General features: G+C 46.2%; 14 protein-coding genes. 9 read left to right on the top strand and 5 right to left on the bottom strand.

The features are described from left to right. Positions 1-3: 3 nt before the first annotated feature. The 3 genes from MHB71_RS19085 to MHB71_RS19075 all read right to left on the bottom strand — a co-directional run bounded on the left by MHB71_RS19085 (position 4) and on the right by MHB71_RS19075 (position 2,702). Positions 4-513 carry a DinB family protein gene (locus MHB71_RS19085; protein WP_340027270.1) on the bottom strand — a complete coding sequence of 170 codons (510 nt, stop codon included), beginning with the start codon at positions 511-513 and terminating at the stop codon, positions 4-6. Between the two features lie 83 nt (positions 514-596). Then, positions 597-1,514, bottom strand: coding sequence for a YafY family protein (locus MHB71_RS19080; RefSeq protein WP_036611491.1), 918 nt, complete (start codon positions 1,512-1,514; stop codon positions 597-599). A 270-nt stretch (positions 1,515-1,784) separates the two neighbouring features. Beyond that, entirely contained in the window at positions 1,785-2,702 is a 918-nt protein-coding gene (locus tag MHB71_RS19075; RefSeq protein ID WP_036611489.1) for a winged helix-turn-helix transcriptional regulator, read from the bottom strand. Between the two features lie 397 nt (positions 2,703-3,099). On the opposite strand from MHB71_RS19075, the gene MHB71_RS19070 reads away from it, so the two are divergent. From MHB71_RS19070 to MHB71_RS19035, 8 genes are all read left to right on the top strand, one after another. Further along, a complete protein-coding gene (locus MHB71_RS19070) occupies positions 3,100-4,011 on the top strand; it encodes a glycoside hydrolase family 43 protein (protein ID WP_051154000.1) in 912 nt (303 codons plus the stop codon). A 132-nt stretch (positions 4,012-4,143) separates the two neighbouring features. Then, positions 4,144-5,484: a sugar ABC transporter substrate-binding protein gene (locus MHB71_RS19065; protein WP_340027269.1), complete on the top strand. Its 1,341-nt coding sequence runs from the start codon at positions 4,144-4,146 to the stop codon at positions 5,482-5,484. 157 nt (positions 5,485-5,641) lie between these two features. Further along, entirely contained in the window at positions 5,642-6,532 is an 891-nt protein-coding gene (locus MHB71_RS19060; protein ID WP_036611613.1) for a sugar ABC transporter permease, read from the top strand. A gap of 26 nt (positions 6,533-6,558) precedes the next feature. Next, positions 6,559-7,401, top strand: a complete 843-nt coding sequence (locus MHB71_RS19055; protein ID WP_036611483.1) for a carbohydrate ABC transporter permease — start codon at positions 6,559-6,561, stop codon at positions 7,399-7,401. Between the two features lie 56 nt (positions 7,402-7,457). Beyond that, positions 7,458-8,879 (top strand): arabinan endo-1,5-alpha-L-arabinosidase, encoded by a 1,422-nt coding sequence (locus MHB71_RS19050; protein WP_340030197.1) that lies wholly within the window; start codon positions 7,458-7,460, stop codon positions 8,877-8,879. Between the two features lie 564 nt (positions 8,880-9,443). Then, entirely contained in the window at positions 9,444-10,424 is a 981-nt protein-coding gene (locus tag MHB71_RS19045; RefSeq protein WP_340027268.1) for a family 43 glycosylhydrolase, read from the top strand. 194 nt (positions 10,425-10,618) lie between these two features. Then, positions 10,619-11,464, top strand: coding sequence for an EcsC family protein (locus MHB71_RS19040; RefSeq protein ID WP_100528726.1), 846 nt, complete (start codon positions 10,619-10,621; stop codon positions 11,462-11,464). A gap of 58 nt (positions 11,465-11,522) precedes the next feature. Further along, positions 11,523-12,011, top strand: coding sequence for a prolyl-tRNA synthetase associated domain-containing protein (locus MHB71_RS19035; protein WP_340027267.1), 489 nt, complete (start codon positions 11,523-11,525; stop codon positions 12,009-12,011). Positions 12,012-12,432: 421 nt separating this feature from the next. Here the strand turns inward: MHB71_RS19035 and MHB71_RS19030 are convergent, their stop codons facing one another. Beyond that, positions 12,433-13,707 (bottom strand): MFS transporter, encoded by a 1,275-nt coding sequence (locus MHB71_RS19030; protein WP_047841924.1) that lies wholly within the window; start codon positions 13,705-13,707, stop codon positions 12,433-12,435. A 253-nt stretch (positions 13,708-13,960) separates the two neighbouring features. Between MHB71_RS19030 and MHB71_RS19025 the strand changes: the two genes are divergently transcribed. Next, positions 13,961-14,173, top strand: coding sequence for a hypothetical protein (locus MHB71_RS19025; protein WP_340027266.1), 213 nt, complete (start codon positions 13,961-13,963; stop codon positions 14,171-14,173). Between the two features lie 368 nt (positions 14,174-14,541). Here the strand turns inward: MHB71_RS19025 and queF are convergent, their stop codons facing one another. After that, positions 14,542-15,033 (bottom strand): preQ(1) synthase, encoded by a 492-nt coding sequence (queF, locus tag MHB71_RS19020; protein WP_036668798.1) that lies wholly within the window; start codon positions 15,031-15,033, stop codon positions 14,542-14,544. Positions 15,034-15,072 lie beyond the last annotated feature (39 nt).

Raw genomic sequence — 15,072 nt, 5'->3', positions numbered from 1 at the left:
CAACTATACTTGAGCCGGTTCCTGATACCAGAAGAGTGAATAGTCATTCATGATGGAGGCGTGCCCCAATTGACGCAGCATCGTAGAAACATTGCCTCGATGATAGGTTCCGTGGTTAACCACATGTATTACGATGTCCGATAAGCTGGTTTCGCGAACTCCTGCAAATGGATTATCGAGTAGAATGGTTTGCCCCAAATCAGCTTGGCCTCGTAACCACTCACTGTATTGTGCCGACAGGTCGGTAAAACATTGGATGTACTCATCCACAGAACCGTGAATTTCACTATTGAGTGGTATGCATGCTTGCAGTGCCTCGCGCATACCGGTGCCAGTTAACACCAGATACCACATCTTATCCACTGTATAGATATGGCTGAGTGCGTGAGCAATGGTTGGATATGAACTGTTCACTTCCTGACTCAGTACAGAAGAGGGCAATTCCTTGATTCTGCCCAGGATGGTTTGGTTGGCCCATGCGTGGTAGTTATACATTTGTTCCGGATGATTCATTGATGATCGTCTCCTTTAATTTGGCTATAGATTAGGTTAACTTACTGAGATGATTATAAAAAAAGAAGTATGACAACAGCGTGTCATACTTCTTCATAGAGCTTAAGTGCGTTTCGAAGTTGTTCTTTCAGAATGTCTCTTAATTCAATCGGTTCAAGTACCTCGGCGCCACTGCCTAAACTAAGTAGAAACGACCATAACCACTTGGCTTGTAACGGTTGATGAACCGAGATACGCATTGTCATACTTCCATCCTCGTGAAATTGCTTATCTGCCTGTTGAAAATGATCCATGGCTTCCGCGAGCGCTTCCGGGTTCACCCGAAATACCACATCACTTACCTGATCTTGCCATGACGGATCTGACCCAACCGTCTCTTGGGGAAGCTCAAGGTGGGGTTGGAAGTGTTCCGATGTCAGTTGCACGTTCATCATCCGGGACAGTCGGAACTCGCGATAATCCTGCCGTGTCTGGCAAAATCCATATACATACCAATTACGATATTTAAAATGGAGTCTTACCGGTTCCAGATGGCGGGGTGTATGTTCATTCTTTGTATTGATGTAGTCAAAACGGACAACCTGATGATCCGTAATACCTTTACGCAGATGAGGAAGGGCATCAGGTTCTGTTCGGCGAGTCTCCAGATCCACCGATAGTCTTGAGGTTTGATGCTCCGGTCCAATCGTTTGCAGACGTTCAATCGTGCCTTGTGCACGTGCATCTTCAAATACTGTGGATAGACTGCTCAGAACCGTGATCAGGGAATCCACATCATAAGAACCGAGTAAGCTTTTATCCATCTTGTATCCGTCCATCATGCCGTAGCCACCTTTGAGTCCCTGATGGGAGACAACCGGGAAGCCGGCGGCACAGATTACATCAATATCCCGATAGATCGTTCTTGGGGACACCTGAAACTCTTCAGCCAAGGTGGAAGCAGACAATACTTCGTGGTTCAGCAGTTTGTATATGATTGAGATTAATCGCTCCAATTTCAAAAGGTATCCCCGCCCGTTATTCCATTTTGTCATTACAGGCCATTATTATATCACGCCAGGGTAAACAACATGGAGGATTACAGAGGGTCTATAGAAGTCATACCATCCAGTATGTTTTGTTCCAACATAATTGGACAAGTTCTTCGGTGAGAGGAAACAAAAAAGAGTGCTGGATAGCACCCTTTCGAAGAAACATGATTGTTGTTGTGTTGAACAGTTACGTTAGCAGATCGGTCGAACTTCATATCGAGTGAATAGTCAGAGCCGGCTCTACTCTTCTTGCACGTTATAGAGAACCCGAGCGAGCAGATTCTGTCCATAGTTTCCGAAATTTTTACCAAAGATCGTTAAGCCCCGTTTGTTCAAAGGTGCGTCCGTAACCGCAATGCGGAAGTGAATATCGCTTTTGTAATCCAGCCCAATCTGGTCCAACGTCACATCCGAGATGCGGCATCCGTCGATATAGCTGCCTTCCTGTGTAATCCGGATCAGCTTCAGCATGCCGTACTGGTTCAAGTGGGGAGGCCACCATTCCGGATTAAAGGTACCGCGTGTATTGCCAAAATCCCCCGGACTTGTCCAGCAGCCAATCTCAATCCCATTGACATAGAAGTAAATATCCGAAGGGTAATTGTCACAAAAGCCAGGGGCCTCCGATCCCAGTTCCATCGACAACTGAATTTCGCTAAAGGACTGATTAGGTTTGAGATAGTTTGGAATCCGATACTCGAGATAACCCTCGGCCAGCCAGATCATCTCCGCATCAATTCGCAGTGGATCAGCAAAGTACCGCGGATCATCGAACTCTCCAACAATGCTGTCCCGGGTAGCGAGACCACATGTAGGTGCAGCCTGATAATCGCTGTAATGACCGACCTGAATTTCCACCTCATAACGATTGTTAATCTCTTGTGAACGCAGATCAACCATCAATTTTTCCTCATTGAGATAACATATCTTCTGAATTCCATGTTTGCCAACGGCGGTGTTGATCTCGATCAATCCGCTCTCTTCAAGCTTCTTGATATGCATTGTGATAGCGCCATTGCTCAGTCCAAGCTTGGTTGCAAGATCATTGAGATTAAGACTTTGGTTCTTGGCCAGCAGCTCGATGATCTGAATCCGGATTTCCGAACTGAGCGCTTTGAAGATATTCACACCCGACATCAGATCTTTAATATAAATCATAGGTGGATTTCCTTTCCCCGTTCTGAACAAAGTCTTCGACACAGACATTTGCACATTTATATGTTTTATTTCAGATAATTATAAATCATTCCCTCATGGAAGGGAAGGGTGGAGAAATAGAAGCCAAAACCCTTGTATATAGCGCAAATACGAAAATATAACCTATATTTTGTCCACTATTCCGGTTAAAATAAGTGTTAATCAGTTCACATATATTTGAAATATACCATTGAAATGTCATGTAACCGCTTTTATAATCCTATTATACCTAAATTGATTCAATACTTCATGAACCTAATTAACCATTTGAACAGGAAAGGTGGAGTTTGGTTTGGAAAAGTTAAGCAATGTGAAGAGGTTTAAGTGGAAACGGTTGGCGTTACCGGCATTACTTGTGATGGTATTACTGCTGGCAGGTCAGTCAAAAGCTTTGGCGGCATTCTGGAATCTGACCGGAGATACGGCTGTTCATGATCCGTCGATTATCAAAGAGGGCAGTTCCTGGTACACCTTTTCAACCGGCCCGGGCATTCAAGTATTGAAATCCGATAATGGTTCGTCCTGGTATCGTGTTCCACAAATCTTCTTAAGTAAGCCATCCTGGTGGGCTTCTGCCGTTCCGGGACAAAGCGGATTGGATGTATGGGCACCGGATGTAGAGCAGTATAACGGAAAAGTATGGCTCTATTATTCGATCTCCACCTTTGGCTCCAATCGGTCTGCGATTGGTCTTGCTTCTGCGAACAGCATTGGGGCAGGGCAATGGAAGGATGAAGGATTGGTGCTTCAAACCACGACCGCCAATAATTATAATGCCATTGATCCAAATCTGGTCATTGATGCTTCAGGCAATCCATGGCTGGCCTTTGGTTCTTTCTGGAGTGGCCTGAAGATTGTCAAGCTGGACAAAAACACGATGAAACCGACGGGAAGTATAACTTCCATTGCTGCGCGCCCGAATAACGGAGGTGCTATTGAAGGACCAAGTATTGTATATCGTGGCGGCTATTATTACCTGTTTGCTTCCATCGATTCTTGCTGCCAAGGGGTGAACAGTACCTACAAAATGGTCTATGGACGTTCGACCAGTATAACAGGCCCTTATGTGGACAAAAACGGAGTTAATATGCTGAATGGTGGCGGAACGATATTGGATACAGGCAATGTGAAGTGGAAAGGTCCAGGTGGTCAGGACGTGTACAACGGCAATGTCATCGCAAGACATGCCTATGATGCAGAGGATAATGGCAATCCGAAATTGCTGATTAATGACTTGCTTTGGGACTCGAGTGGCTGGCCGAAATACTAATTTATTTTATATAAATGTAAAATGTTTTATAAAAGTGTTGACTAAAGTGATCTGGATTTGATAAATTTAACAACAGAAATCTTATTTCATCCAATTGAATACGGTTACAAGTCCAGATCAGGAGGGGTTCAGATGGTAAAGAAAAAGAGTTGGGTCACATTTATGCTTCTTATGCTGGTAAGTGCACTGGTACTCGCAGGTTGCGGAGGAAGCAGCGGTGCAAGTGGGGACAAGGAGTTAACATTTATGTTCCGCGGCGGTACTGATGAGCAGAAAGCATACCAAGCGGTGGTCAAGAAATTCGAAGAAGATCATCCGGGTGTGAAAGTCAAAATTATTGTAACGGCTGCGGATCAATATGCAACCAAGCTAAGAGCGGCAATTACAGGCAACAGCTTGCCTGACGTATTTTATATCAATCCGGGTGACGTGAAAGCGTATGTGAACAGCAATGTGCTGATGAACCTCACTTCGTATATTGAAAACAATCCGGATGTTGATCTCGATAATATCTGGAAATACGGCGTGGACCTGTATCGTTATGACGGCCAAATGGCAGGTCAAGGTGATATCTACGGTATGCCGAAGGATCTGGGGCCATTTTCACTGGGCTACAACAAAACGTTGTTTGAAAAAGAGGGTATCCCACTCCCTGACAAGGATAAACCATACACATGGGAAGAGTTCATCAAGGTGAATCAGCAAGCGACCAAGGATACCAATGGAGATGGTAAACCGGATGTATACGGTACTGGATTCAACGTACAGTGGGCCCTGCAATCCTTTGTATGGAGCAACGGTGGGGATTGGTTGGATGAGACCAAAACAAAGGTAACGATTGATGATCCAAAATTCGCTGAAGCGCTGCAGTTCTTCGCGGATATGCAGAATGTATACAAAATTACACCTTCCATTGAGGAAGCGCAAACATTGGATACGTATCAACGCTGGATGAAAGGTGAAATGGCTTTCTTCCCTGTAGGCCCATGGGATATGAGTACATTTGAGAAATTACCTTTCGATTATGATTTGCTGCCATTCCCTGCGGGATCAACTGGCAAGTCGGCAACGTGGATCGGATCTCTGGGAATCGGAGTATCGGCGAAAACGAAACATCCAGAAGAAGCAGCAGCATTGGTGAACTACCTTACGGCTTCGAAGGAAGGCATGCAACAACTGGGAGATGCCAAGGTACAGATTCCGAACTTGCTTGATATGGCAGACGAGTGGGCCAAAGATACATCCACGAAACCAGCCAACAAACAGGAATTCATTGATATCGTTGAAGATTACGGCCGGGCTCTGCCAGGTAACTACACGTACAATGCGGAATGGTATGACCTGTTCTTCACGGACATCCAGCCGGTATTGGATGGCAAGATTACAGCCGCAGACTATGTGAAGCAGCAACAACCAAAAATGCAAAAACTGCTCGACAAAGCGGTTGAACAAGAAAAGAAATCTCAGAAATAGTAGATAGGAAAGGGTGATGCCGGCAGCCTGCAATCATGCTGCTGGCATCATTCGTATTGGAACTTATTGGATTCCATACGGGCATGTGGCATTCGTTGATCGACAAGGTTCAATCGAAGAATGCCACATGCTGATACTAGAAACAGGGGTGAACGCCGTGATTACGAAATCGAGTTTGTATCGCAAAGAGATGCTGTACGGATATCTGTTTATTTTACCTCCGATTCTTGGATTGCTGATCTTTGTCATGTTCCCGTTCCTCTACTCCCTTTATGGTTCCTTTACGGATTGGGACGGACTGGGACAGATGAACTTTATCGGATTGGCCAACTTCAAGGATTTGCTAACGGATGACCTCTTCTACAAAGCGATGTTTAATACATTCTTCCTGATGCTCGGTATCCCGATTGGTCTGTTGCTCGCATTATTGCTGGCGATGGGTCTGAATCGTAAAATTCCCGGCACCACGACATTCCGAGTAATCTATTACATCCCGGTCATTTCTTCCCTCGCTGCGGTGTCCATCATGTGGAACTGGGCGTACAACGGGGATTACGGTCTGGTGAACCAGTTCCTTGACCTGTTTGGGATTAAAGGTCCTAACTGGCTAGCGAACAAAGACACGGTTAAACCGGCTTTGATTATTATGACGGTGTGGAAAGGCTTGGGATACACGATGTTGTTGTACCTGGCAGCACTGCAAAGTGTATCACGTACATACTACGAGGCGGCTGAGCTGGATGGAGCGAACGGGTTCCAAATCTTCCGCAATATCACCTGGCCTATGGTGAAGCCAGTTACCTTTTTCCTCATTGTTACAAATATCATTGGCGGTTCCCAGATCTTCACCGAGATGAACATTATGACACCTACGGGTGGTCCTGAATATTCTTCGGCATCGATCGTTTTCTACATCTGGCAGAAAGCATTCAGTAACTTGCAGATGGGTTATGCCTCAGCGATGGCCATGATTCTTGGTATTTTCATTTTTGTCATTACCCTGGTGCAATTCAAAATGAACGAAAAATCAGCCTATGATGGGGATTGATTGTCAAGGAAAGGAGTGAACCGGAGATGTCTTACAGTCAAAAGAGGAAATTAACAAACTCGATCATTTTTATCGTACTCGCGATTGGGGCGATTGCGATGATTGCACCACTGATCTGGATGTTGTCCACGTCATTGAAGGAGAAGCAGGATGTGTTCGCGCTTCCGCCTGTATGGATACCTGAAGTATTCCAATTTGGTAAGTATAAAGAAATCTGGGAAGCCGGTCCCCTACTCAGCGGGATCAAAAACAGCCTCATCGTTGCGGTGAGTGTAACGGTGGTGGGTACGTTTACGTCCAGTATCGCAGCATTTGCTTTTGCCAAGTTAAGATTCCCGCACAAAAACAAACTGTTTCTCGCGTTGCTGGCATCCATGATGATTCCTTATCCAACAGTCATGATCCCACAATTCATCATGTTTGCAAAGCTGGGCTGGGTGGATACGCTGTTACCATTGATTGTTCCTGGCCTGTTCGGTAACGTAATCATGATCTTTTTCCTACGCCAGTACCTGCTTAGTGTACCTGATGCAATTATTGAGGCGGCCAAAATCGATGGAAGTTCCTACTTCCGGCTGTACTCCAGTATTACGTTTCCGCTCATCAAACCGGCGATTGCTGCACAGCTGATTCTCTGGTTCATGGGCATCTGGAACGATTATCTGGCACCGATTATTTATCTGAATTCACCGGAGAAGCAGACGTTACAGCTCGTTATAGCAAACTTTAATGCCACGTATGCGATTCAAACCGATTATCCGCTTATTATGGCGGCGTCAATTGTGGCTCTGTTACCTGTATTAATCATCTTCCTGATCTTCCAGAAACAGATTATTGAGTCGGTTGCAATTTCGGGAGTGAAGGGATGAACCAGCGGAAGAAATTCCGACGGTGGTCGAATTCAGGAAAAGGAGTGGTTGCTTCCATGTTGTTATTGTTGGTTGTTGGAGCTGCGGGTTGTTCCGGAGAAGGAGCAGGAGAAACGGTGTCCCGTCCCGTCTTTCCTGAAGCTCCTCAAGATACTCAGTTGTATGACACTTCCATTTTGGATGATGAATCACGCTGGACGGTGAACAATGCGCATGATCCGGCCATTATCAAAACAGACCAGGGATACTACGTCTATTCCACAGACGTTCGTGTAGCAGGAGAAGCGAAACCCGGCGTCATGGTACGCAAATCAGATGATCTGATCCACTGGAAGTGGGTAGGTCAAGCTCTCCCGGGTATTCCGCAAGAAGCGCTGGACTGGACAGGTGCGGTCAATCTGTGGGCACCGGATGTGGTCCAGGCTGGTGATACCTATCGGATGTATTATTCGGCTTCTTCTTTTGGCAGTACACAGTCGGCTATTGGTCTTCAGACATCCTCATCTCCCGAAGGTCCATGGACAGATGAAGGACTCGTTGTGAAAACCTCTGCGAATGAACAAGACAAATTAAATGCCATTGATGCCAATCCCATTGTGGATGCCGAGGGCAATTCGTGGATGGTATACGGTTCGTTCTTTGACGGCATCTATATTGCGCCACTTGATCCCGACACCGGGAAATTCAAGGACGAGGGTTATGGTACTCGCATTGCCGCTCGTGATCGTGCAACTGAAGAGGGTGCAGTGGAAGGTCCATACATTGTGTATAACCCGGAGTTCAAAAAGTATTATCTATTCGTCTCCTATGATTCCTTATTCGAAGATTATAACGTGCGGGTTGCGCGTGCTGATTCGATCACAGGACCGTACACAGACATAAACGGCAATAACATGCTGGATACAGATTATCTGCCGCAATATGAGATCGGCACCAAAATTCTCGGCGGTTATCGTTTCACAGAAGGCGAGGGCTGGGTTGCGCCTGGACATAACTCCGTTCTGAAGGACGGAGACGATTATTACATCGTGCATCATGCACGGGGCGAGACGGATAAAAACTGGCCATATCTGCATGTACGCAAAATGTTATGGACAAAGGATGGCTGGCCTGTGGTTTCACCTGAACGGTACGCTGGTGAGACAGCACAGGACATTCCGAAGTCCATGATTGCCGGGGAGTGGGAAGGCATGGCGCTTGATCCGTCCGTAGACGGGCAGATTCAAGCCGTGCCTTATACCCTAACAAGCAACGGTAAGATTAAAAGTGAAAAAGGTTCAGGAACCTGGACATTTGATGACAAACAAACGCTGACACTGAAGTGGAAAGAAAGCCCATGGGGCGGAGCTTCCACGGAAGAGCTGAAGCTGCTCCCGTCCTGGGACTGGGAGCGAAGCCAGCCCGCACTGGTGGTAACAGGCCTCAATGACCACGGTGTGGCGGTCTGGGGCAAGCAGATCAGCGCAGCGGAGGAGTAAGGGGGCGAGTAGCGAGCGCGGTGAGAGCGAGCTGCTGCTCCGATGGTGCACAAGCAGTGAGGGGGAGGAAGGAGCCGCAGGAGCGAGTTTGGCATCCGATTTCAACCGCCAAGAGCGGTGGAAAGAGAAATCGGAGGACAAGAGAGCGCCAAGGCCCTGCCACCCCCGAACGTCCGCTGTACATGACAAAGTTGGCCTATAGCTCTGCGGCCAGCCCAGCATTACATGGGGAGAGTTGACCCTGCGAAGCGGTCGACCCCATAAGATCGAGCCAACAAAAAAGGCTCGAAGTGAGGTTGTAACCCAGCGAGCGCGGTAAGAGAGAGCTGTCGCTTCGATGGTGCACAAGCAGTGAGGGGGAGGAAGGAGCCGCAGGAGTGAGTTTGGCATCCGATTTCAACCGCAGAGAGCGGTAGTAAAAGAAATCGGAGGACAAGAGAGCACCAAGGCCCTGCCACCCCCGAACGTCCGCTGTGCACCACCCCAAAAGGGTTTTCGCTTTTTCGCAATTGGGTTACATCCCTAAACTTCGAGCCAAACAACATTTGAAAGGGGAGCATTCCCATGACTGATTCTATTACATTTACTAATCCCATCTTGGAGCAGCGCGCTGATCCGTGGGTGTACCGTCATACAGACGGTTACTATTATTTCTCCGCTTCCGTGCCAGAATTTGACCGGATTGAAATCCGAAGAGCAGAGACGTTGGAAGAGTTAAGAGATGCTGAGCCGGTAACGGCTTGGACGAAGCGTGACACAGGGCCAATGAGTGCCAACATTTGGGCACCGGAGATTCATTTTATCGATGGCAAATGGTACATACACTACGCTGCCGCTCACACCAGTGAGACCAACGAAGGTCTGTTCGATCATCGGATGTATGTCCTGGAGAACGATTCCGCGAATCCACTCGAAGGAGAGTGGGTAGAGAAAGGGCAGATCCACACCCGGTGGGAATCATTTGCGCTGGATGCAACGACCTTTGAACATAAGGGAATCCGCTATCTGGTCTGGGCACAGAAAGATCCCGATATTGTGGGTAACTCCAACCTGTACATTGCCGAAATGGAGAACCCATGGACGCTACGCGGCGAACAGGTTATGATCTCTACGCCAGAGTATGATTGGGAGATCATCGGCTTTAAGGTCAATGAAGGAGCAGCCGTGATGCATCGGAATGGGCGTTTGTTCATCGGCTACTCGGCCAGCGCGACCGATTACAATTATTGTATGGGTCTGCTCACCGCAGATGAAAATGCCGATTTGCTTGATCCGGCAAGCTGGGTGAAATCACCCAAGCCGGTATTCCAGACTTGTGAAGCGAACGGCCAATACGGCCCGGGTCATAATAGCTTTACGGTGTCACCGGATGGCAAGACCGATATTCTGATTTATCATGCGCGTAATTACAAAGACATCGAGGGTGATCCCTTGTATGATCCGAACCGCCATGCCCGTGCTCAAGTGATTCATTGGCGTGAAGATGGCACACCTGATTTCGGTGTTCCGGTCCCAGATGGCAGCGCAGTAGCAGAAGCAAAATAAGAGGTAGTGAAACCTTAATATGAGAGCCCTTAGTTAGCGAGTGATGCTGATTAAGGGCTCTTCTGTGTGTGAACGATGAGATAGAGTGGCCTGAACATAAGTGTCCTGGACACAAAACAAAGCAACCACAACGATGATTTCTGCGTATGAGAGAGATACAGATTAAGATGCAGAACCTATTAGGAGGATCACATATGGATTCACGCGAGACGTTGGACAAGGAACTTGAACAGATTTTGAAATGGGAGAAACAACAGAAAGACTTGTTTATTTGGGATAAAATCGGGCGTTTGCCCTTTGCGATGTTGGATAAAGTGATGCCTAAAGCGCTGAAACAGAAGATCGGAGATTCCCTGAACGACGTGGGTCAGTATGTGCAGAATGGGGGCAAGTTTCTCGTACAGAAGAAAAAAGTAGCCAAGCTACTGCAAGAGGAAGCTGAGAGGTGCGGTTATTCCATGATGGATACGACCTATCGTCTGGAGCAGGAATCTGAAGCGGAGGGGACAGCAAAGATTCATAGTGTAGAGAATCTGCCACTTCAGGTGCTGGACCAGGTGGCTGATAACATTACCGAGAGTCGAACCAAGTTTGCCGCGGCTCAGGGAGCAGCTACAGGGTTTGGTGGCATTGTAACCATAGCAGCAGATATTCCGATGGTGATGGGGCTTTCTCTGAAGGTACTGCAAGAGATGGCTCTATGTTATGGTTATGATCCGGATGAACCGCTGGAGCGCATCTTCATTGTCAAATGTCTGCAATTCTCTTCCGCTGATATTGTAGGTAAGAAAGCGATCATTGAAGAACTGGCCGCTTATGATGATCCCGACAAACCCATTGAAGTGGTATCGCAGATGCAGGGGTGGCGGGAAGTGTTTAACTCCTACAGTGAATCTTTTGGCTGGAAGAAGCTGTTCCAACTCGTGCCGATTGCCGGCATGGTATTTGGTTCGGTGAGCAACAAAAATACAATTCGAGATGTAGCCGAAGCAGGCAAAATGTTGTACAAAAAACGGCTGATCCTTCAGCGTTTGAAGTAATATTACAGAAGAAGTCATATTATAGAAGAATATTTAAATTGAAAGAGATGAATTTGATATGTTAAACAAACAGGGTTTCTATGATCTTTTAGATCGTAATAATATCGTTTACAAAAGTATTGAACATCCCGCAGTATACACGATGGAGGAAATATTCTCTTATCAGATTCCACATACAGAACGTATCGTTAAAAATCTGTTTCTGCGTGATGACAAGAAGCGCAACTATTATCTGGTGACGATTGCTGGGACGAAGTCCGTTGATTTGAGAAGTTTAAGCGAAAAGATACCTAGCCGCAAATTAAGTTTTGCCAGTGAAAAGGATTTGTTGGAATTCCTCGGATTGGAAAAAGGGCACGTCAACCCTATGGGGGTTCTCAATAATATTCAGAAAAACGTGACCGTAGTTTTTGACAAGGATTTAGTTGGTCAGAAAATTGGAATTCATCCCATGGAAAATACGGCGACGGTATTCCTTGAATTTGAAGATGTGAAGGAACTAATTACAGCTCAAGGTAGCAACATTGTCATGTGTGATGTGGAATAAACGGTTGAAGCTAAATACGAGAAAAACATATATAACAAAAGGGTTCCTACCGCTCTGTGATTACAGAGTTGGTGGGAACCCTTTTTGTTATGGCTAAACTTTTTATTTAGACTGCTAATGTAGGTGACTAAAGTGAAATCTAACGAACTCAGCAGACGTTATTCGGCGATATTTCACTAATCCCGATTTCTAAAGAATCTCAGACACGTTATTTCTGCATCTCACACGCACATTCCAAGGTTTTTGGCCTTTTTCTCAGGAATAGCGTTGCTCAGATTCTTTAGATTGCGAAACCGGCAGTATTCGTTCAAATAAGTGCTGTCAGGTTCGTTAGCGCAAGATAACGTCTTATAAGGCGATGCTGCCACGTAAGGAATGGATCTAATATAGAATAAAAAGTGGACACCTGTTGATGTATTCTTTATTCCTCACTACCATTTTCTTTCGCCCAGATATTGAGTAATTTATCGGATGGAAGCAGGAATGTGAAAATCCCGAGCAGGGGCAGGAAGCTGCACATCTGCATTACGGGTGATACGCCGAAGACGTCAATCCAGTTCCCCAGCACGAGTGCGCCCAGGCCTCCCATACCAAATGCCAGACCAGTAATTAGACCAGAAACCGTTCCGATTTTGCCTGGAATCAGCATTTGCGCGTATACAACCGTAACCGAGAAGCTGGATAACATGATAAAACCAATAATGGTTAGCAGTACGCCTGTCCAGAACAGATTCGCATAGGGCAACAACAGAGCCAGAGGAGCAGCTCCGGCCATGGACAGGAAGATCAGGTTACGTTTGCCGAATCGATCCGCCAAGGGGCCTCCGAAGAACGTACCCAGTGCTCCGGCAGCCAGGAACAAGAAGATATAGATCTGCGCGTCTTCTGTGGACAATCCAAAAGTATCTTTCAGATTAAACGCATAGAAGCTGCCAATGGAAGCGATATACCAGGAACGAACAAAGACAAGCAAGATCAATAGCGTAATGGCGGCAGTAATCTTTTTACGCAAAGCAGGATTGGGTGCACGACGGGCGGCAGCCTGTCTACGCAGGTATCCTCCCGATTGCAGCATACGTCCATACCAACGGGCTATGTAGATCTGAACTGCAATTCCCATGGCAGCAATGCCTGTAAATCCAATGGCACCGAACAGTCCAAACGGGATAAAGATCCAGCGTGTAAGCAATGGGGCAAGGGACTGTCCGGCGTTACCACCAACTTGGAAGATGGACTGTGCCAGTCCACGGCGTTGACCAGCAGCCATATGGGATACCCGTGAACCTTCCGGATGGAAAGCGGCGGAACCCAGACCGACAAAGATAACGGAGATCAGGACAGCCATATAACTGTCAGCAAAAGCCAACAGCAACATGCCGGTAAATGTAAAACCCATGCCAATGGGCAGGATAGATGGTGTCGGTTTTTTATCAGCAAACCAGCCTACGACAGGCTGCATAATGGATGCGGTAAAGTTGATAGCAAATGAGATCCATCCGATCTGAGTATACGTGAGATGCATGGAGTCTTTCAAAATCGGAAAAATGGCGGGAATAACCGACTGGATCGAATCATTGAACAGATGAACCAGACTGATGGCAATGAGTATCCGGTAAACGGTGCTTTGGGCATCCGATCCGGGTGGGGCTTTCGAACGCGCTGTGGCGTCCTTGGTTAATGAGGTTTGTGTAGACATGTACAATTCTCCTTTGGTCGCGGTCACGAGGGATCAGCGCCTGATGTTGTAATATATGCGTGTAAGCATATTGTTACATAATAGGATAGATTGATTGGACCGACAAGGGGAACAAGGGAAAACGTTGATGAATTCAACTCTATTTCTGAGGTGTTTATTAATAGCATTACATTTACAAAATAAACGTATTACTTTAGCATCTACTGTAAGAAGACCCATATTTATGTGTAAGAAGGATAGAGGAGGGATGGATATGAAATCCTTATTACCTTATGAATCCGCCAAACGTGAGTTGGTGATGACTATTTTGTATATGGCTGTAATAACATTTCAGGCTGTCTATGTTGCACCAAAATCTCTATCTGCTGCCATCGTCATATTTATCATTTTTCAGTCAATTGGTGTGCTTATGTTGAGACATTACATTAAAAAAGTCAAAGAACTAAAGAAAGATCAGTCTACTTGAATGCGCTGCGATCCCATTGTATTGAGAGACTGAGTTTCTAAAGGTTTATACTAAAAAGCCGAACTTCTTAAGCTATATAAGCTGAATTAATCATTTACACGATAACGGAGAGGACAGAAAAAACCTGAAAAAGCGAAGCGTTCGCCTAAAAGCTTTCTGAAAGAAAGCTGCATCGGAAGCATACGCCATCCCCGGATTTTCCCTTTTAGAAAAGGGAATGTAAAAAAATCTGGGGATAACAGCGATTGGAAGGTTGTTCTGTCATCGTAGTGTTCAGTGTAAATAATCTTTAGTTCAACTTATATAGCAGAGTTCGGCTTTTGGCATTCTATGATTCTATCTTATACAGAATGGATGAACCTGACGAATTAACGATTATCAATCGTCTCCGGATACATATCATGATTCATCATGCGGTGGTCGGCCATCTGCTCGTACTTTGTTCCCGGCTTACCATAGTTCGTATACGGGTCAATGGAGATGCCGCCGCGCGGTGTGAATTTGCCCCATACTTCGATGTAGCGTGGGTCCATCAGCTTGATCAGGTCGTTCATGATGATATTCACACAATCCTCGTGGAAATCACCATGGTTACGGAAGCTGAACAGGTACAGCTTGAGTGATTTACTCTCGACCATTTTCACATCCGGAATGTAGCTGATATAAATCGTTGCAAAATCCGGCTGACCCGTAATCGGGCACAGGCTGGTGAACTCCGGGCAGTTGAATTTCACAAAATAATCGCGGTACGGATGTTTGTTATCAAAGTTCTCCAAGATTCCCGGATCATATTCAAACGTATATTTTACGTTCTGGTTGCCCAGCAACGTCACATCTTGCATCTCATCAGGTTGTCTCATCGGTTATTAAACGCTCCTTGTTTCCGTCAAAGCCCGAAG

Source organism: Paenibacillus sp. FSL H7-0940, assembly GCF_037979415.1.
Taxonomy (GTDB): domain Bacteria; phylum Bacillota; class Bacilli; order Paenibacillales; family Paenibacillaceae; genus Paenibacillus; species Paenibacillus amylolyticus.
The sequence above is the reverse complement of the archived record's forward strand: the minus strand, read 5'-3'. Positions and strand labels throughout refer to the sequence as shown.

Bases quoted from the DNA above. Each gene is read 5' to 3' on its own strand.
- MHB71_RS19085 (WP_340027270.1), bottom strand. From the start codon at position 513: ATGAATCATCCGGAACAAATGTATAACTACCACGCATGGGCCAACCAA.
- MHB71_RS19075 (WP_036611489.1), bottom strand. From the start codon at position 2,702: ATGATTTATATTAAAGATCTGATGTCGGGTGTGAATATCTTCAAAGCG.
- MHB71_RS19070 (WP_051154000.1), top strand. From the start codon at position 3,100: ATGGTATTACTGCTGGCAGGTCAGTCAAAAGCTTTGGCGGCATTCTGG.
- MHB71_RS19065 (WP_340027269.1), top strand. From the start codon at position 4,144: ATGGTAAAGAAAAAGAGTTGGGTCACATTTATGCTTCTTATGCTGGTA.
- MHB71_RS19055 (WP_036611483.1), top strand. From the start codon at position 6,559: ATGTCTTACAGTCAAAAGAGGAAATTAACAAACTCGATCATTTTTATC.
- MHB71_RS19050 (WP_340030197.1), top strand. From the start codon at position 7,458: ATGTTGTTATTGTTGGTTGTTGGAGCTGCGGGTTGTTCCGGAGAAGGA.
- MHB71_RS19045 (WP_340027268.1), top strand. From the start codon at position 9,444: ATGACTGATTCTATTACATTTACTAATCCCATCTTGGAGCAGCGCGCT.
- MHB71_RS19040 (WP_100528726.1), top strand. From the start codon at position 10,619: ATGGATTCACGCGAGACGTTGGACAAGGAACTTGAACAGATTTTGAAA.
- MHB71_RS19035 (WP_340027267.1), top strand. From the start codon at position 11,523: ATGTTAAACAAACAGGGTTTCTATGATCTTTTAGATCGTAATAATATC.
- MHB71_RS19030 (WP_047841924.1), bottom strand. From the start codon at position 13,707: ATGTCTACACAAACCTCATTAACCAAGGACGCCACAGCGCGTTCGAAA.
- MHB71_RS19025 (WP_340027266.1), top strand. From the start codon at position 13,961: ATGAAATCCTTATTACCTTATGAATCCGCCAAACGTGAGTTGGTGATG.
- queF (WP_036668798.1), bottom strand. From the start codon at position 15,033: ATGAGACAACCTGATGAGATGCAAGATGTGACGTTGCTGGGCAACCAG.